Here is an 18,378-nt window from a genome sequence, read left to right on the forward strand (position 1 = left end):
TTCAGAAATCCGCGACCTCGACCCGGAACCAGTCGACGTCGATCCAGCCGCGCGGGGCATCGGCCGCGGCGCGGGTGAAGCTGAACAGCGCGGGGCGCGACCCCTTCCACCACGAAAACCGCGCCAGCCAGAAAGCGTCGCCCAGCGGCGTGAAGCGCCGGCCATCGATGCTGAAGGAATAGCGCACGCTCTGCCCCTCGCTCACCTCGGCGCGGAGCTGGACGGTCTTGTCCTTCAGCACCGGGCCGGGCGTCTCGACGCCCTCGGACGAGATGGTCAGCCGGTTCACCCCGCCCTCGCGCACCACGCCGATCCACGCCGGGCGGACGCCGAACAGCGTCAAGCCGGCGCGCTGACCGTCGGCCATGGCGGAAACGTCGATGCGCGTGGTGATCGTGCTGCGCGGCCCCTGCAGCACCTGGGTCAGCGTGTTGCGCGCGTTCACCAGATATCGTGCGGGCAACGCCTTCAGCCGCATCCAGCCCGGGCGCTCGCCCAGGCTCCAGGCGCTGTCGTCCGGATTGTGGTTCCACGACCATTGCAGCCCCAGCGCGGCGCCGGCGAACTCGTCGCTGTCCTGCAGCCGGTCGTTCGCCGGGGCGCTGCCGGTATCGGGCATCGGATAGGAGGCGACCGGCTGGCCCGCGGTGCGATTGGGGATCGGGTTGCCCATCACCGGCCATCCGTCCTGCCACGTCACCGGCTGAAGGTGGACGATCCGGCCGAAGGCGCCGGTGGAATTGAAATGCGCGAACCAGCCCTGGCCCGATGGCGTCTCGACATAGCCGCCCTGGTGCGGACCCTGGATCGGCGTGGTGCCAGGCTCCAGCACGACCCGCCATTCATAGGGGCCGGTGATCCGGGCGGCGCGGCCCACCACTTGCGGCCCCGTGCCCACGCCGCCGATCGGCGCGAAGATATAGTACCAGCCACCGCGCTTGATGAACTTGGGGCCTTCCAGCACGGGCAGGTTGATCCTGTCCTCGGCGATCAGCCTGCCCTCGTCGAGCACCCTCGTCCCGTCCGGGCTCATCCGGTGGAGGATCAGCGGCCCCGCGCCGACGCGGCCGTGGACCAGCCAGGCGCTGCCGTCCTCGTCCCAGAAGGGGCATGGGTCCTCCAGCCCCTCCGCCGCGATCACATGGGTGACCGGCGACCATGGGCCGGCGGGATCGGCGGCGGTGGCCATGAACACGCCTTCGTCCGGCGTCGCCCAATAGACCCAGAACCGGCCGTCATGGTGGCGGATCGACGGCGCCCACACGCCGCTGGCATATTTGGTGCCGCCGATCGGCTTGGAGATAGTGTCGTCCAGCGTGTGCGGCCCCGGCATGTCGTACAGCGGGCCGAAGGGCAGGCGCGGCAGGACGTGGCCGATGATCTTCCAATGCACCAGATCGCGCGAATGGAGCACCGGGATGCCGGGCGACAGGTGGAAGCTGGAGGCGACCATATAATAGTCCTCCCCCACCCGGATCACGTCGGGATCCGAATAATCGGCGTAGAGGATGGGATTGGTATAGCGCGCCTGCGGCACCTGCGCCGCGGCCGGGGCGATGGCCGCGGCGGCGGCGAGCAGCACCGCGGACCGGATCAACCCGCGCATCTCACGAACCCAGGCTGTTGCCATAGCCGATCACTACCGTGGCGAAGACCAGCAGCCCCACGCCGCCCCATACGGTGGCCCTCACCCGCGCCGCCGCGTCCTTCCACTCGCGGAAGGCGAAGCCCCAGATCGTGCCGAAGATGATGATCGACGCCATGTGGAGCGTCCACGACGAATAGCCGTACTGCCCCATCTGGCTTTCGCCCATGGTGTAGAAGAAGAACTGGAAATACCAGGCCGTGCCCGCGATCGCGCAGAGGACCAGGTTCATCGCCAACGGCGCCCCCGCCGCGCTCCCCTGCCCCAGCCACTGGCCCGCGCTGCGGTTCCTCGCGATCAGCCAGGCGCACCAGACCGCGTTGGTGATCAGCCCGCCGAACATCACCAGGCACAGCACCGGCAGCCCGGTCCACAGCGGGCCGGTGCCCGCCGCCGCGCTGATCGCCTTGATCGGCTCGCCCGCCGCCAGCCCGAAGGCGAAGCAGCTCGACATGATGCCGCTGAACACCGCGACCCAGATGCCCTTGCGGAAATCGAACTCGGCCACCGCCGCGGCCTTCTGGTCGCCGGTCAGCGCCGCATCCTTGCGCGCGCCCGCATGCGCCACCACCACGATGCCCAGCAGCGTGATCGCAAGCCCGATCAGCGTGATGTTGCCGCTGGCGGTGTCGATCAGCTTCGGCCCGAAATCGCCCTGGAAGACCGGCGGGATCAGCGTGCCGAACACGGTACACAGCCCCAGCACCACCGCCATGCCCAGCGACAGCCCCAGATAGCGCATGGTGAGCCCATAGGTGAGCCCGCCGAAGCCCCACAGCATGCCGAACACCACCGGCCAGACGATCGTGGCGGTATCCGCGCGGCCCAGCACGCCCAGCAGGTCGCTGGTCTGGACCGATGCGAACAGCCACGGCGCCAGCAGCCACGAGAAGATGCCGCCGGTCAGCCAATAGATCTCCCACGACCATTGCCTCACCGCGCGATAGGGCACGTAGAAGCTGGCCGAGGAGAGCCCGCCGAGCCAGTGGAAGAAGACGCCGAGCAAGGGGTTGGGGGTCATCGCAGTCTCTCCTCAGACGTCCAGATCGAGTCGGTAGATGCGGTTGGCGTTGCGGGCGAAGAGTGCGCGGCGCTCGCCTTCCGTGAAATCGGCGACGGCACCCGCCAGCGCCTCCATCGTCGCGTCGAACGGGCCGAACAGCCGGTCGGTGGGGTAGTCGCTCGCGAACATGCAGCGATCGGCGCCGAACAGCTCGATCGCCGCCAGCGTCCGCGCGCGGAAGCCCGCCAGGTCGATTCCGCGGAAGACGAAGCCCAGGCCGGAGATCTTCACCGCGACATTGGGCAGCGCCGCCAGCGCCGCCATCCCCGCGCGCCATTCCGCCTCGCCGTCCACGCCCATGCCGGCATGGTTGACGATCACCTGGGTCTCCGGATGCCGCGCGATCAGCTTCGCCAGCCCCGCGAACTGGCCCGGATAGGCCTGGAGATCGAACGACAGCCCATGCGCCCCCAGCCGCGCGAACCCCGCCTGCCAGGCATCGTCCCCGGTCACGTCGCGGGGCAGATAGGTGCGGCTGGGATCGGCGTGCCAGTTGACGATGTGGCGGATGCCGCGGACGTTGCGGTGCGCGGCATGGGCGGCCAGCAGCGCGTCCAAGCCGGGATCGGCCAGATCGGCGAAGGCCACGATCGCGTTCGGCATCCCCCGCCGCCCGGCGATGCCCTGGAGCCACTGCGTCTCGGCCAGCGCGTCCTCGGGCATCGCACCCGCGTCCACATGGACGATGCCCGCGACGTTCCACCGCGCGGCCTCGCGCAGATAATCGTCGATCAGATAGGTGGCGGCGATGCGCTCGACGCTGCCGTTCGGCCCGTCCGCGGCGAACGGCGGCGTCAGCCATGGGTAGCGGATCGGGCCGCCAAGATCCCACAGATGCACATGCGCATCGACGAACGGCAGGTCGAACAAGTGCGTCCCCTCTCCCATCGCGCCCCGGCATTCCGGTGGCGCGCAGATCCTAGAATGTGGTCCTGCCCCCGGATGTGTCGAAGGTGGCGGCCGTAGTGAAGCTGCATTCCTCGCTCGCCATGAAGCAGACCATCGCCGCGGTCTCCCTCACGTCGCCCAGCCGGCCCATGGGGATCTTCGACCGCATGTAATCGACCTGGCTCTGCGGGAGCTGCTGGAGGATCGGGCTTTCGAAGGTCGCCGGGGTCACCGCGTTGGCGATCACGCCGCTGGTCGCCAGTTCCTTGCCCAGCGATTTGGTGAAGCCGATCACCGCCGCCTTGGACGCGGAATAGGCGCAGGCGTTGGGGTTGCCCTCCTTGCCCGCCACCGATGCCACGTTGACGATCCGGCCATAGCCCTGCGCGATCATCTGGGGGATCACCGCGCGGCAGCAATAGAACAGGCCATGCGTGTTCACCGCGAACACCTGAAGCCAGGAATCGACCGGGAAATCCTGCACCGGGGCGGTCGCGCCGGTGATCCCCGCCGAGTTCACCAGGATGTCGATCCGGCCGAACCGTGCGACCGTCTCCGCCGCCGCGCTGGATACGGCAGCGTTGTCGCGCACGTCGAACGCGATCGCGTGCGCGGCGCCCACGTCCTTGCGCGCTTCCTCCAGCCAGTCGGGGTCTATATCCCACAGCACGGCGGCGCCGCCCTCGGCGGCGATGCGCCGGGCGGTTTCGCGGCCCAGGCCCGATGCGCCCCCGGTGACGACGGCGACACGCCCGTCGAAGCGTCCCGCGAACACGCTCATGCCGCGGGCTTCCATGCGACGAATTCCTGCCGCTGGCGGCCCAGCTTCTCGATGCCCAGCTCCACCACGTCGCCGGGCTTCAGAAACCAGGGCTCGGGCTTCTGCCCCAAGCCGACGCCGGGGGGCGTGCCGGTGGTGATCACGTCGCCGGGTTCCAGCACCATGAACTGCGAGCAATAGGAGACGATCTGCGCCACCGTGAAGATCATCGTCCGCGTGTTGCCGTCCTGAACGCGCTTGCCGTTCACCTCCAGCCACATCGCCAGGTCCTGCGGATCGCCCACCTCGTCGGCGGTCACCATCCACGGGCCGATCGGGCCGAAGGTGGGGAAGCCCTTGCCCTTGTCCCAGGTCGCGCCGCGCTCCTGCTGCCAATGGCGTTCGGAGACGTCGTTGATCACGCAATAGCCCGCGACATGCGCCAGCGCGCCGGCCTCGTCGACATAGGAGGCGCGCGTGCCGATCACGACGCCCAGCTCCACCTCCCAGTCGGTCTTCAGCGAGTCCCTGGGGATGGTGACGGGATCGTCCGGCCCCTGGATGCAGCTCACCCATTTCTGGAACACCACCGGCTCGGACGGGATCGGCAGGTTCGATTCGGCCGCGTGATCGGCATAGTTCAGGCCGATCGCCACGAACTGGCGCGTGCCCGCGACACAGGGGCCGTAACGCACCGCGCCCTCCACCAGCGGCAGCGACGCGGGATCGATCGCCGCCAGCCGCGCCAGCCCGGCGGGCGACAGCTCCGCGGGGCCGATATCGGCCACCACGCCCGAAAGGTCGCGGATGCGCCCTTCCGGGTCGATCAGCCCCGGCTTTTCCTGTCCAGTCGCGCCGTATCGCAGCAGCTTCATCGGTTCCTCAATGGGTATAGGGTCGGTGGAGGGGGATTTCGCGGTTGAGCTCGACGCCGAACCCCGGCTTGTCGAGCGCGCTCGCGCGGATGCGGCCGTTCACCGGCACCGGCTCGCCCAGCAACTGGGGGGCGAACATCGGCACCACCTCGGTCGGCCCCGGATGCATCATCAGGAACTCCGCGAAGGGCGAGTTATGCCGGGTGACGACGAAGTGATAGGAATAGACCGACGATCCATGCGGCACGACCAGCTTGCCGCGCGCATCGGCCAGCGCGCTTATCTTCAGCAGTTCGGTCACGCCGCCGCACCAGCCCACATCGGGCTGGATGATGTCGCAGCAGTCCATCTCCAGCAGCATGCGGAAGCCCCAGCGCGTCGCCTCATGCTCGCCGGTGGTCACCAGCATGCCGGCGGGCACGTTGCGCTTCAGCTCGGCATAGCCCCAGTAATCGTCGGGGCTGATCGCCTCCTCGATCCACTTCAGCCCGTGCGCGTGGCAGGCATGTGCCAGGCGCGTGGCATAGTTCACGTCCAGCGCCATCCAGCAATCGTACATCAGCCAGAAATCGTCGCCGCAGCGCGCGCGCATGTCCGCCAGCAGCGCGACGTTCTTCTTCAGCCCCTCCTCGCCCTCGGCCGGGCCGTGGTGGAGCGGCAGCTTGCCGCCGATGAAGCCCAGTTGCTTGGCGATATCGGGCCGCGCGCCCGTGGCGTAGAATTGCAGCTCATCGCGCACCGCGCCGCCCAGCAGGTGATGGACCGGCTCCTGCCGCAGCCGCCCGATCAGGTCCCACAGCGCCAGATCGACGCCGGAGATCGCGTTCACCACCAATCCCTTGCGGCCGTAATATTGGGTCGAGAAGTACATCTGGTCCCAGATCTTCTCATATTCCGCCGGATCGCGGCCCTCCAGGAAGCGCGCCAGATGCTTTTCGACGATGTAGCAGGCCGGCTCGCCCCCGGTCGTCACCGCAAAGCCGATGGTCCCGTCCTCCGCCTCGATCTCGACCACCAGCGTGCCCAGCACGTTGATGCCGAAGCTCTGCCGCGACTGGCGGTACTCCGGATATTTCGCCATCGGCGTGGCGATATGGTCGTCGATCCAGTGGCCGGCGCCCTGATCGTGATAATCGGCGCCGCCGCCCCCGCGGACGACGAAAGCACGAACCTCCTTGATCTTCGGCAGCGGCATCGGGTCCCCGAATCGATTCAGTTGCGGACAGGATTGCCGGAAAGCGGGCCGGCACCGGGCGCGCGACGGCGTACCATTATCTGGTACAAAGCCGCCGATCGTCCCGCTAGAGCTTGTCGCTCACCCACTTACCCCTCCAACCCCATTGTATGGGAACAAATTCCATATTATGGGACATAGTATTACGAGATGAGAAAGATGGCGTCAAACGCTGATTTGCCGGAAACGCGGGTGCGAAAGGGAGAGGCGAAGGCTCAGGCCGGCAGCCAGACCCTTTTGCGCGGGCTCGACGTGATCGAGGCGGTGGTCGACGGCCCGATCGGGCTGGCGGAGCTTGCCGCGCGGCTGGACCTTACGCGATCCACCACGCATCGCCTGGCCACCGCGCTGGTCGAGCGGCGCTACCTCAGCTTCGTGCCGCGGCTGGGCTATCAGTTCGGCCCAAAGCTGCTTGAGCTGGGTTTCCAGGCGCAGCAGCAGACCGACATCGTCCAGGTCGCGCGCCCGCATCTGGAAGCGCTGGCGGCCAGCACCGAGGATACGGTGCATCTGGGCATGCTCGATCGCGATCGCGCGCTCTATCTCGACAAGATCCCCGGCCGCCGCCGCGTGGAGATCAACAGCCGCGTGGGCGATCGCCATCCGCTCACCGCCACGGGTCTTGGCAAGGCGCTCCTGCTCGACGCGAGCGAGGGCGAATGGGAGCGGCTGTTCCAGCTCGATCGCGCGAGCGGCGCCCCGCCTGCCGATTATGGCGTCTGGCTGAAGCGGATGCACGGCTATGTCGATGCCGGGCGCACCTTCGACCTGGAGGAGAATGAGGACCTGATCCGCTGCGTGGCCGCGCCGATCCGCGGCGCGGGCGGCGCGATCGTGGGGGCGATGAGCGTGTCGAGCGCCGCGCAATATATGGCCGACGCGCGCATGACCGCGCTCACCGCCGAAGTGCTGGAAACCGCACGCGCGATCAGCAGCGACATGGGCTGGTCCCCCGAGAACACGGGCCGGGCGGCTCCGCGCGGTCGCGGGCGGCGCTGAGCGAGAGGAACGAGAGGGAACGGATGGGACTGCTGGAGGGCAAGACCTTGCTGGTGACCGGCGGATCGGCCGGGATCGGCCGCGCCACCGCGATCGAGGCGGCGCGGCAGGGCGCGGACGTGGGAATCAACTATATCGGCGACGATGCCGCCGCCGATGCCTGCCTGGCGGAGATCGCCGCACTGGGCCGCCGCGGCTTCGCGCTGAAGGGCGACGTGGCCGATCCGGAGACCGCACGCGCCTTCGTCAGCGCTGCGGTGGAGCGGCTGGGCCGCGTGGACATATTCGTCTCCAACGCCGGAATCTGCCCCTTCCACGCCTTCCTCGACATGCCGCTGGATACCTTCGAGCGGACGATGCGGGTCAACCTGCACGGCGCCTATTGGATGGTGCAGGCGGCGGCGAACCAGATGGTGGCGCAGGGCGGCGGCGGGGCGATCGTGGCAGTCTCCTCGATCTCCGCGCTCGTCGGCGGCGAATATCAGACGCGCTATACGCCCACCAAGGCGGGGGTGCATTCGCTGATGCAATCCGCCGCGATCGCGCTGGGCCGGCACGGCATCCGCTGCAATTCGGTGATGCCCGGCACGATCCTGACCGATATCAACAAGGACGACCTGGCCGATCCGGAGAAGCGCGCCCGCATGGCCGCGCGCATCCCGCTGGGCCGGCTCGGCGATCCGGAGGATCTGGCCGGGCCGATCCTGTTCCTCGCTTCCGACATGGCCCGTTACGTCACGGGCGCGGCGCTGCTGGTAGACGGCGGCGCCTTCGTGAACCTCCAGTAAGGGGCATCGGCATGGCCCGCGCCGCCTCCGCGCTCGATTACCGCGATCTCGCCCGGCGCCGCCTGCCGCGCTTCCTGTTCGAATATTTCGACGGCGGCTCTTACGCCGAGGTCACCCTGCGCCGGAACGTGGAGGACCTGGCCCGCGTGGCGCTGCGCCAGCGCGTGCTGACCGATGTCTCCGCGATCGATCTTGGCACCGAGCTGCTTGGCCGGAAGCTGGCGATGCCGGTGGCGCTGGGGCCGATCGGGCTTGGCGGCATCGGCGCTCGGCGCGGCGAGGTTCAGGCTGCCCGCGCGGCGGAGAAGGCGGGCGTGCCCTTCTGCCTCTCCACCGTCGGCGTGTGCCCGCTGCCCGAGGTGGCTGCGGCGGTGCGCGAGCCCTTCTGGTTCCAGCTCTACATGATCCGCGACCGCGCGTTCATGAAGGGCCTGCTGGCGCAGGCGCAGGAGGCGCGCTGTTCAGCGCTGCTTTTCACCGTGGACATGCCGCTGCCCGGATCGCGTTACCGCGACCTGCGATCGGGCCTGGCGGGCGCGCCGGGCCTGCGCGGCGCGGCGCGGCGCTTCTTCCAGGCGTGCATGCGGCCCGGCTGGGCATGGGACGTCGGGCTGCTCGGCCGCCCGCACCAGCTCGGCAACGTCGCCCCGGTGCTGGGCAAGGACAGCGGGCTCGACGATTTCCTGGGCTGGATGCGCGAGAATTTCGATGCGAGCGCGACCTGGGCCGACCTGGATTTCATCCGCGCCCATTGGAACGGGCCGGTGGTGATCAAGGGCATCCTGGACCCCGCCGACGCGCGCGAGGCGGTGCGTTGCGGCGCCGACGGCATCGTCGTTTCCAACCATGGCGGGCGCCAGCTCGACGGCGTGCCCTCCACCGCCGCCGCGCTGCCCGCGATCGCGGACGCGGTGGGCGGCGAGCTGACCGTCTTCGCCGATGGCGGCGTGCGATCGGGGCTGGACGTGGTGCGCCTGCTGGCGCTGGGCGCGCAGGGCGTGCTGCTGGGCCGCGCCTGGGCCTTCGCGCTGGCGGCAAAGGGCGAAGAGGGCGTCGCCCATGTCCTGCGGCTGGTGGAGGCGGAGATGCGCGTGGCGATGGCGCTCACCGGCTGCACGCGGATAGATCAGATCACCCGCGACATCCTGGTCGATGGAGGGGCGGCGCGATGAGCGAGATCCCGTCCCTGTTCCGCATCGATCCGGCAGACAGCGTGGCCACCGCGCTGCGCGACCTGGCGGCGGGGGAGCGCGCGCTGGGCGTCACGCTCTCCGCCGCCGTTCCCCGGGGGCACAAGGTTGCGCTGACACCGGTTGCCGCAGGCGATCCGGTGCGCAAGTTCGGCTTCCCGATCGGCCGCGCGACCCGCGCCATCGCGCCCGGCGAGCATGTCCACACGCATAATGTCGCGACCGCGCTGGCGGGCAGCGGCAGCTATTCCTACACCCCGCCCGCCCGCGCAGCGTCCCCGGCCGCGGACGTGCCCGGTTTCCTGGGATACCGCCGCGCGGACGGGCGCGTCGGCACCCGCAACGAGATCTGGGTGATCCCGACCGTGGGCTGCGTCGGCCGCACCGCGCAGAAGCTGGCCGAACGCGCCAACGCGCTGCATGCGGGCGCGGTGGACGGCGTCCATGCCTTCCCCCATCCCTTCGGCTGCTCGCAGCTTGGCGACGATCTGTCGGCCACGCGCAAGCTGCTCGCCGCGCTGGCCAGCCACCCCAATGCGGGCGGCGTGCTGATCCTGGGGCTGGGATGCGAGAACAACCAGCTCAGCGCCCTGCTGCCCGAGGTCGATGCTTCGGCGAACGTCCGCTCGCTGGGTGCGCAACTGGCGGGCGACGAGATGGAGGAAGGGCTGGCGCTGATCGCCGAACTGGTCGCGACCGCAAGCCAGGCCCGGCGAACCGAAGTGCCGCTGTCGGAGCTGGTGCTGGGGGTCAAATGCGGCGGATCGGACGGCTTTTCCGGCCTGACCGCCAACCCGCTGGTGGGCCGGATGAGCGACGCCGTCACCGCCGCCGGGGGCACCGCGATCCTCACCGAAATTCCCGAGATCTTCGGCGCCGAGCAACTGCTGATGGCCCGCGCCGCGGACCAGGGCGTGTTCGGCGGCATCGTGGAGCTGGTCAACGGCTTCAAACGCTATTTCACCGATCACGGCGAACCGGTGTCGGAGAACCCCTCCCCCGGCAACATCGCGGGCGGCATCACCACGCTGGAGGAGAAGTCGCTGGGCGCGGTGCAGAAGGCGGGGCACGCCATCGTCACCGGCGTGCTGCGCTATGGCGATCGCGTGAACGCGCGCGGGCTGGCGCTGCTGGAGGCGCCGGGCAACGACGCGGTATCCTCGACCGCGCTTGCCGCAGCCGGGGCGACCGCGATCCTGTTCACCACCGGGCGCGGCACGCCGCTGGGCTTTCCGGTGCCGACGATAAAGATCGCGTCGAACAGCGATCTCGCCGCGCGCAAGCCCGGCTGGATCGATTTCGACGCAGGCCGCGTGCTGGAGGACGGGATGGAGCCGGTGGCCGATGCCCTGCTCGATGCGATCCGCGCGGTCGCCTCCGGCCGGGAAACCGCCTCCGAACGCAATGGCGAGCGCGAGATCGCGATCTGGAAGCGCGGGGTGACGGTGTGAGCATGACGATCGCGCGCAGAGGGTTGCTGGCGGCCGCGGCCGCGCTCGCGCTGCTCCCCCAGCCGGCGGCGGCGGGCGGGATCGACCGGCGCGCGCTGGTGACGCGCCACAACATCGCCCTCAACGCCGTCGATCCGCACGCCCCGCTGATGCTCGGCAACGGCAGCCTGGGCTTCACCGCCGACATCACCGGGCTCCAGACCTTCCCCGGGCAATATTCGCCGGCCGCGCCGCTGCTCACCATGGCGCAATGGGCCTGGCACAGCTTCCCCAACCCCAATGGCTATACCGAGGCCGACGGGCTGGTGATGGTCCCCGTCCCCGGGCGCGGCGATCAGCCCTATCCCTGGATCCGCGACTGGGCGGAGCTGGACAGCCGCCCCGCGCTGAAATGGCTGCGCGAGAACCCGCACCGCTTCAACCTGGGCCGCGTGGCGCTGGCGCTCACCCGCGCGGACGGCAAGCCCGCCGCTTTCGCCGACCTGACGGGGACCAGCCAGACGCTGGACCTGTGGACCGGCACGCTCACCAGCCGCTTCACCTTCGACGGCCAGCCGGTGACGGTGGTGACCCGCGTCGCCGCCGGCCGCGATGCCGTGCTGGTCTCGGTCGAATCCCCGCTGGTGGCGAGCGGGCGGCTGGGCGTGGACGTGGCCTTTCCGGGCGTCTCGCCCAGCATCAATCCCGATCCTTCCGACTGGAACAGCCCGGACGGCCACAGCACGCTGTTGCTGAAGCGCACCGCCGGTCTGGTGCAGGTCCAGCGCAATATCGACGACACGCTCTACTATACGACCATCGCCGCCGCCGGGGCGGAGATCGGCCCGGCAGGGGCGCACCGCTATCGCGTGACCGCGAAGGGCTCCCCCCGCCTCCAGGCCCAGGTGGTGTTCGGCCAGGCCGACGCGCCGCCCGCCCCCGCCGCCTTCGCGAAACAGGCCGTGGCGGCGGAGGCGCACTGGCGCCGCTTCTGGAAATCGGGCGGGGCGATCGACTTTTCGGGCTCCACCGATCCGCGCGCGAAGGAACTGGAGCGCCGCGTCGTGCTCTCGCAATATCTGGCGGCGATCAACCAGTCGGGCGCCGTCCCCCCGCAGGAGGAGGGACTGTTCTCCAATAGCTGGAACGGCAAGTTCCACCTGGAGGTCCAGCCGCTCCACCTCGCGCAATGGGCCGCCTGGGGCCGGCCGGAGCTGCTCGAACGCCCGCTGCGCTGGTATCTCGACACGCTGCCCCGCGCGCGTGAGGTGGCGGCGCGCCACGGCATCGACGGCGCCTGGTGGACCAAGATGTCCGGGCCGGAGGGGTGGAACAGCCCATCGACGATCAACCCCTTCATCATGTGGCAGCAGCCCGCGCCGATCTACATGGCCGAGCTGCTGTGGCGCGCGCGCGGCGGCAAGGCGGTGCTCGACCGCTACGGCGAGCTGGTGGAGGAAACCGCGAAGCTGCTCGCCGCCTGGCCGCGCTGGGATGCGGCGGGCAAGCGCTATGTACTCGGCCCGCCGATCGTGCCGGTGCAGGAGAACCATCCCCCGCTGACCACCGTGAACCCGGCCTATGAGGTCGAATTCTTCCGCTGGGGCCTGATCGCCGCGCAGCGATGGCGCGAGCGCCGCGGCCTGCCCCGCAACGCGGAATGGGACAAGGTGATCGCCGGCCTGGCCACCCCCGCCGTGGCGGACGGGCTCTATCTGCCGGTGGAGAGCGAGCCGGATTTCTGGAAGGTCACCCGCTCGCCCGAATGCAGCCGCCATGCGCATCCGCCGCGCTGCCTGAACCGCGATCATCCGTCGATGCTGATGGCCTGGGGCATGATCCCGGGCCGCATCGACCGCGAGACGATGCGCGCCACGCTGCGCGCGGTGGAAAGCGACTGGGACCTGCGCCAGACCTGGGGCTGGGACTTTCCGGTGATCGCGATGACCGCCGCGCGGCTGGACGAACCGGGCAATGCCGTGGACTGGCTGTTCCGCGATCTGCCGAACAACCGCTGGGGCGTCAGCGGAATGACGCCGCGCGTCCATCTGGCGGAGGAAACCCAGCTCGTCGGCCCCGCCGCGGCCAACGCGGCTCCCGGCCCGGACGGCCCGGGCTATCGCCGCGCGGCCGAGACCTATTTCCCGTCCAACGGATCGCTGCTGCTGGCGGTGGCGATGATGGCGGGCGGCTGGGATGGTTCGCAAGGCCCGGCACCCGGCTTTCCCAAACAGGGCTGGAAGGTCCGCGTCGAGGGCATCAAGCCGCTTCCCTGACCGGCGGGCGCCTCATCCCCGCAACGGACCGAATCTCCTTTCCGGGGAGCCGCCGGAGCATGCCCGTCTTCGCCGGATACAAAGAGCGGACGCGGCTTTCGCCGCGCCCGCTGGAGGTGAGGATAACGATGCTTCAGAACTTCAGTACGGCGCCGATGAAGAACTCCTGACGCAGCACGTCATAGGTCGCCGGATAGGTGTTGGCGCGGATCTGGGGGCTGCCCACCAGCGGCGGCTCGTTCGCGAACAGGTTGTTCACGCCGCCGAAGAACTGCAGCTTGTCCATCGCGTCATAGGTGAACGACAGGTCGAAATAATGCTGCGCCGGCAGCACCGGATAGACCAGAGTGTTCAGCGCCGGAACGCTCGCCGATCCCGCGCGCAGCGGCAGGACGTAGCGATCGTTGGTCACCTTGCCGATATAGCGGTGGCGCAGGCTGAGCGTCAGATCGCCCGTGTCCCAGGTGACGCGGGTGTTGCCGCGCCACTTCGGCAGCGGCTCGCCGCAGGTCGATCCGAACGATCCGATGCAGTAGTTCTTGATGTTCGGGAACGCCTGCACCGGGGTGATGGTGAACTCGTCGGTGTAGGTCCAGCTCGTCGAAAGGTTGAGCTTGCTCTCTTCCGCGAACAGGCCAAAGCCGAGCGGCATCGAATAGCGCACCGCGAAATCGATACCGGAGGTCTCCAGCGCGCCGGTGTTGGCGTTGCGGATTTGCGCGACATAGGGATCGTTGATCGCGCCCGTGTTCGGATCGCGCCGGATCGCCTGGCAGAACTCGCTGCTGTTGTCCTGGATCACGTTGAAGCAGAGGTTCAGCGTGTTCGCCAGGCCGCCGCCGAGCTGCGACACGGCGCCGTCCAGCCGGATGTTGAAGTAATCGACGCTGGCGCGCAGCCGCGGGATGAAGCCCGGGGTGAACACCGCCCCCAGCGTCCAGGTGTCCGAACGCTCGGCGCCGACATTGGGATTGCCGCCGGCGTCATAGGGGATGATCGTGTTCGGCTGGACGCCCGCTGTCCATACCAGCGCGTTGGGCACACCGTTGGCGACGCAGACGTTGCGGACGGCCGTGGTCTGCTGCGCGGCCGGCTGGAACGGGCCGCACGGATCGGTGGCCGGGCCGACGATGCGCTGCGATCCGCCGAACAGCTCGCCCACGTTGGGCGCGCGGATCGCGTGCTGGAACTGGCCGCGGAAGGTGACGTCCGGCGTCGGCGACCATTCGGCGCCGCCCAGATAGGTCCAGACGCCGCCGATGCCGCCCAGGCTATAGTCGGAATAGCGGAAGGCGCCGTTCAGCGTGAGCGCGTGGAAGAAGGGCGTATCGGCGAGCACCGGCACGCGGACCTCGCCATAGATCTCCTTGGCGCTCACCTGGCCCGAGGTGGGCAGGCCGGGGTTGAAACCCGCGACGTCGCCCGACGAGAGGAACGAGTCCGGATTGAACACCGCCTTGGACTTGCGCCACTCGCCGCCCAGCGAGAAGCCCACGGGGCCGGCCGGCAGCGAGAACAGGTTGCCCGAGAAGTTGCCCGCCAGCACCTGAAGCTCGGCCTGGGTGCTGTTGGTCGCGCTGATCCGGATCGCATTGGCGCAGGCATCGCTGATGTTCTGGCCGAAGATGTTGCAGACCGGCGCCGCGCCGCCCTGGCGGAGCAACGACGCCTGGAGCCGCGAACGCGAGATCGCGTTCTGGAGCAGCGTCGTCTCTTCGGTGCGGGCGTAGCTATAATAGACGTCGTACTTCAGGTCGGTCAGGAAGCCTTCGCCCGCATCGCCCAGGTCGCCGCGGAAGCCGATCGCCGCGCGATAGACGTTGCGGCGCATGTCCGCCCGGCGCGGGCCGACCTCGTTATAGCGCTTGCCCGCGGTCAGGAAGGCGCGGCCGTCGTTCGCGGTGGTGGTGTAGCTGGCCGATCCCGCCGCGATGGTGGTGGTGCCCGTCTCGCGCATGTCGAGCTGGCGCAGCACCTCCTGCATCGACGCGGAGAGATAGGGATTGTTGACGTCGAACAGCGTGTTCACGCCCACGTTCGACGGGGCGAGCTGCGCGTCGACGCGGTTGTTCGAATAGTGAAGCTCCAGATAGCCGGTGATCGCGTCCGAGAAATCATAATGGCTGAAGCTGTTGATCATCCAGCGTTCCTGCGGGAGGATCAGATAGTTGTCCGGCCCCAGGTTGAAGCGATCGGCCGGATCGAGCGCCGGACGCGCGGTGGCGCCGGCATCGTTGAAGGTGAAGCCGAACGATCCCATCGCACCCAGCCCTGCGGCCGCATAAGCGGCGTTCAGCCCGGCGTTCGACTGGGCCGAACCCGGCAGCGGGATGCCCGAGAAGCGGCCGTTGGGGATGTCGCCCGAACCGCCGGTGATGAAACCCAGCTCGCCGCCCGCCGCGGTGCAGGCCGCGCCGCTCTGGCTGCCGAACACCTGGCCGGCGCGATCCGGCCCGCCGGTGCCCGGTTTGATGCAGCCGTCGCTAAGCGAATCGAAGGCCCAGTCGCCGCGCTCGCCGCGGGTGATGCCGCCGCGCTTCAGATAGTTGGCGGAGACCACCGTGTTGCCCCGGCCGTCGGCGAAGTTGCCGCCCACGGTCACGTCCAGGCTGTAGCCCTTGGTCCAGGTCGCGCTGTCGATGTTGAACTGGCCGCGCGCCTCGACGCCCTCGAAGTCGCTCTTCATCACGAAGTTGACGACGCCGGTGATCGCGTCCGAACCGTAAACCGCGGAGGAGCCGCCGGTCACCACTTCGGTACGCTCGATCAGCGCGGCCGGGATCGTGTTGATGTCGGTCACCTGCTCCGGGCCATAGATGGCGAAGCGGCGGCCGTTGACCAGCACCAGGTTGCGCGTGGCGCCGAAGCCGCGCAGGTTCACGTCTGCGGTGCCGCCCGGAACCGTGTTGCCGCTGGCGCCGCCGTTGGTGGAGGGCACGAACTGCGGCTCGTCCTGCAGCAGCGCCTCGACGTTGGTGGTGCCGGTGAGCTGCACCTCCTCGCTGGTGACCACGGCCACCGGGGTCGATGCGTCGAATCCGTCGCGGGCGATGCGCGATCCGGTGACGACGATCGCGGGCTCCTCCTCCGCCTGGGCGGCGGGGGCGCCTGCGTCTTGCAGCGACACGGGGGCCTCGCCGGGCGCGGCATGCGCGGGCATCGCCACGCCCAGCGTCAGGCATGCGATCGCCGCGCCGCCCATCAGGCGGGTGCGTCGCGTGTATCCAAAGGTGCGAATCATTTTCTCCATCCCCTCTCTTCAGCCGCGGTTCCGGCGCCATCACGATTCCGGTCCCGACCTTGCCTGGCCGATGTTCCGAAGTTTCCGCAGCGCGTCTGTCGCCGCAGAAATTCCCACATATTGAGACTGCATTTTAGTATATGATAGCGCTACCGTCAATGGCGTTTGTGGCCCCGGGCCGCGCGGCGGTTCGCGCGGCACCGTGCCTCACCGGGACGGAGGGGCGGATCGCATCCAAATTCGACGGCGAGCGAGGCGCGGGGCGGCCGTCGCGATCCTGATCCACTTCGGTCATGTGGAATCTTGGGGGCGCCCGATATCTCTGTTAACCATGCCGGTCTGGCCCCTTTTTGGGCAGAATCGGGGGACGCATCATGGTGCCTTCGCCCCTTGTGCTGGGGATTACGGCGGCTGGTCTTGCAGGGACCATCGGCAGCGCCGCCGCGGCCGCGCCGCGGGGCGCCTGGGACATTGCGCCGGCCACGCTGCCGCAATGGATAATGGTAGCGCTCACTCTGGCATTGCTGGCTGCGATCGTGCGGATCGCGCAGACGCTGGCCGGGCTGCGTGACCGCTTGCCCGGCCAGCAGAAGCGCGATCCCGAAAAGCTGCTGCGCATGCTGTGCGAGCAGGTGGGCCGCCATACCGATCATATGCACCGCGTGTTCGCCCAGCGGCTGCGCCAGCCCCAGCCGGACGTCCCTGCGCTGCGCCTGCTGCTGCCGCACATGCGCGAGGATCTGGCGCCGCCGATGTTCTTCGTCGCGCAGATGCGCGGCCTTTCGCCGGAGGACTGGCCCAGCCCCGCGCTGCTCCAGGCGTTCGGCGAATGGAGCGGCCAGATCGCGGCGATGGCGGGCCAGATCGGCGACCTGCACCAGGCGGTGACCTTCCCGCTGGTGCGCGAGCCCGTCGACAAGGCGGCCGACGCCCGGATGGCGCACCAGTATCTGATCGAACGCGCCTTTCTGGACCGCGGGGTCGATACGCTGCGCCAGTGCGCCTTCGATTTCTGCAAGGCCGCCTGCGACCATCTGGAAAAGCTGCGCGAGGGGAAGCCGGACAAGGACGGCCAGAAGCCCCCCTGCCCCTGTTGCGAGACCCGCGACGCGCTGAGCAACCTGCCGGTGCGCGATCCGCTGGATGCCGTGGTGATCGTGGTGAAGGAGGAGGCGAAGCCTGCCCCGGCACCCGCTCCGGCCCCGACGCCCGCGCCCGCCGCCTGCTGCTGCACGGCACCGCGGATGTGCGGGTGCATGCGCGGCTGCGCCTGCCGCTGCGGATGCCAGCCGCCCGCCAAGGGCTGATCGCGCGCCGCACACATCCCGCCGCGCGCATGCCGTCTTGCCCCGCCGCCGCCGGGCAGGCAGAAGCGCGCCATGTCTCTCTATTCCTTCGGCGGGCACAGCCCCGTTATCGCGGCGGATGCCTGGGTCGCGCCCAGCGCGGACCTGATCGGCCAGGTCATCCTCGGCGATCTCGCCTCGGTCTGGTTCGGCGCGGTGATCCGCGCGGACAACACCGCGATCACCGTCGGTGCGCGCAGCAACGTGCAGGACGGGGCGATGCTCCATTCCGATCCCGGCGTGCCCTGCACGATCGGCGAGGATGTGACCGTGGGCCATCACGCGATCCTGCACGGCTGCACGATCGGCGATCGCACGCTGATCGGCATGGGCGCGACGGTGCTCAATCGCGCGGTGATCGGCGAGGATTGCCTGGTCGGCGCCGGCGCGCTGGTTACCGAGGGGAAGGAGTTTCCCCCGGGCCACCTGATCGTGGGCGTCCCCGCCAAGGCGATCCGCCCGCTCGATCCCACCACGCTCGCCGCGCTCAGGCTGTCGGCCGCCAATTATGTGGCCAAGCAGCAGGAGTTCGCCAAGTCGATGGTGAAGATCGGCTGATCCCGCGCCCGGCGCGGGCCGGGCGGCCGCCGCGGCCTTCCGTTACGTCAACTGGACAGCGATTTCGGTTGCGCTAGAAAACGCA

General features: G+C 69.2%; 14 protein-coding genes. 7 read left to right on the plus strand and 7 right to left on the minus strand.

Annotation, left to right across the window (positions count from 1 at the left end; all coding sequences use genetic code 11):
* Window position 1: 1 nt before the first annotated feature.
* From OM513_RS16800 to rhmD, 6 genes are read right to left on the minus strand one after another with little or no spacing between them, the layout of a single operon-like run.
* Window positions 2–1,606, minus strand: coding sequence for a glycoside hydrolase family 43 protein (locus OM513_RS16800; RefSeq protein ID WP_264945813.1), 1,605 nt, complete (start codon window positions 1,604–1,606; stop codon window positions 2–4).
* Window position 1,607: 1 nt separating this feature from the next.
* The gene (gene rhaT / locus OM513_RS16805) at window positions 1,608–2,666 is read right to left on the minus strand and encodes an L-rhamnose/proton symporter RhaT (RefSeq protein WP_264945814.1); all 1,059 of its coding nucleotides are present in this window, start codon (window positions 2,664–2,666) and stop codon (window positions 1,608–1,610) included.
* Window positions 2,667–2,678: 12 nt separating this feature from the next.
* On the minus strand, window positions 2,679–3,596 hold the full coding sequence (locus OM513_RS16810; RefSeq protein ID WP_264945815.1) for an amidohydrolase family protein: 918 nt from the start codon (window positions 3,594–3,596) through the stop codon (window positions 2,679–2,681).
* A 31-nt stretch (window positions 3,597–3,627) separates the two neighbouring features.
* On the minus strand, window positions 3,628–4,377 hold the full coding sequence (locus OM513_RS16815; protein WP_264945816.1) for an SDR family NAD(P)-dependent oxidoreductase: 750 nt from the start codon (window positions 4,375–4,377) through the stop codon (window positions 3,628–3,630).
* Window positions 4,374–5,231: a fumarylacetoacetate hydrolase family protein gene (locus OM513_RS16820; protein WP_264945817.1), complete on the minus strand. Its 858-nt coding sequence runs from the start codon at window positions 5,229–5,231 to the stop codon at window positions 4,374–4,376. Before OM513_RS16820 ends, OM513_RS16815 begins: the two co-directional genes overlap by 4 nt.
* Before the next feature lie 7 nt (window positions 5,232–5,238).
* Window positions 5,239–6,426 (minus strand): L-rhamnonate dehydratase, encoded by a 1,188-nt coding sequence (gene rhmD / locus OM513_RS16825; protein ID WP_264945819.1) that lies wholly within the window; start codon window positions 6,424–6,426, stop codon window positions 5,239–5,241.
* Window positions 6,427–6,624: 198 nt separating this feature from the next.
* On the opposite strand from rhmD, the gene OM513_RS16830 reads away from it, so the two are divergent.
* The 5 genes from OM513_RS16830 to OM513_RS16850 are packed head-to-tail and all read left to right on the plus strand — an operon-like array spanning window position 6,625 to window position 13,148.
* Entirely contained in the window at window positions 6,625–7,464 is an 840-nt protein-coding gene (locus OM513_RS16830; protein WP_264945820.1) for an IclR family transcriptional regulator, read from the plus strand.
* A 23-nt stretch (window positions 7,465–7,487) separates the two neighbouring features.
* Window positions 7,488–8,252 (plus strand): SDR family NAD(P)-dependent oxidoreductase, encoded by a 765-nt coding sequence (locus tag OM513_RS16835; RefSeq protein WP_264945822.1) that lies wholly within the window; start codon window positions 7,488–7,490, stop codon window positions 8,250–8,252.
* An 11-nt stretch (window positions 8,253–8,263) separates the two neighbouring features.
* The gene (lldD, locus tag OM513_RS16840; protein WP_264945824.1) at window positions 8,264–9,424 is read left to right on the plus strand and encodes an FMN-dependent L-lactate dehydrogenase LldD; all 1,161 of its coding nucleotides are present in this window, start codon (window positions 8,264–8,266) and stop codon (window positions 9,422–9,424) included.
* Window positions 9,421–10,893 carry a UxaA family hydrolase gene (locus tag OM513_RS16845; protein WP_264945825.1) on the plus strand — a complete coding sequence of 491 codons (1,473 nt, stop codon included), beginning with the start codon at window positions 9,421–9,423 and terminating at the stop codon, window positions 10,891–10,893. The genes lldD and OM513_RS16845 overlap by 4 nt, the downstream gene beginning before the upstream one ends.
* A 2-nt stretch (window positions 10,894–10,895) precedes the next feature.
* Entirely contained in the window at window positions 10,896–13,148 is a 2,253-nt protein-coding gene (locus OM513_RS16850; protein WP_264945826.1) for a hypothetical protein, read from the plus strand.
* A 133-nt stretch (window positions 13,149–13,281) separates the two neighbouring features.
* On the opposite strand, the gene OM513_RS16855 is transcribed toward OM513_RS16850, so the two are convergent.
* Window positions 13,282–16,389, minus strand: coding sequence for a TonB-dependent receptor plug domain-containing protein (locus OM513_RS16855; protein ID WP_264945828.1), 3,108 nt, complete (start codon window positions 16,387–16,389; stop codon window positions 13,282–13,284).
* A 500-nt stretch (window positions 16,390–16,889) separates the two neighbouring features.
* Here OM513_RS16855 and OM513_RS16860 point away from each other — a divergent pair, with 500 nt between their 5' ends.
* Complete coding sequence (locus OM513_RS16860) at window positions 16,890–17,696, plus strand: hypothetical protein (RefSeq protein ID WP_264945829.1); 807 nt, start codon at window positions 16,890–16,892, stop codon at window positions 17,694–17,696.
* A gap of 72 nt (window positions 17,697–17,768) precedes the next feature.
* Window positions 17,769–18,293 (plus strand): gamma carbonic anhydrase family protein, encoded by a 525-nt coding sequence (locus OM513_RS16865; protein ID WP_264945830.1) that lies wholly within the window; start codon window positions 17,769–17,771, stop codon window positions 18,291–18,293.
* The last annotated feature ends 85 nt before the right edge of the window (window positions 18,294–18,378 follow it).

It is taken from the genome of Sphingomonas canadensis (assembly GCF_026013525.1).
GTDB classification, from domain to species: Bacteria; Pseudomonadota; Alphaproteobacteria; order Sphingomonadales; family Sphingomonadaceae; genus Sphingomonas; species Sphingomonas canadensis.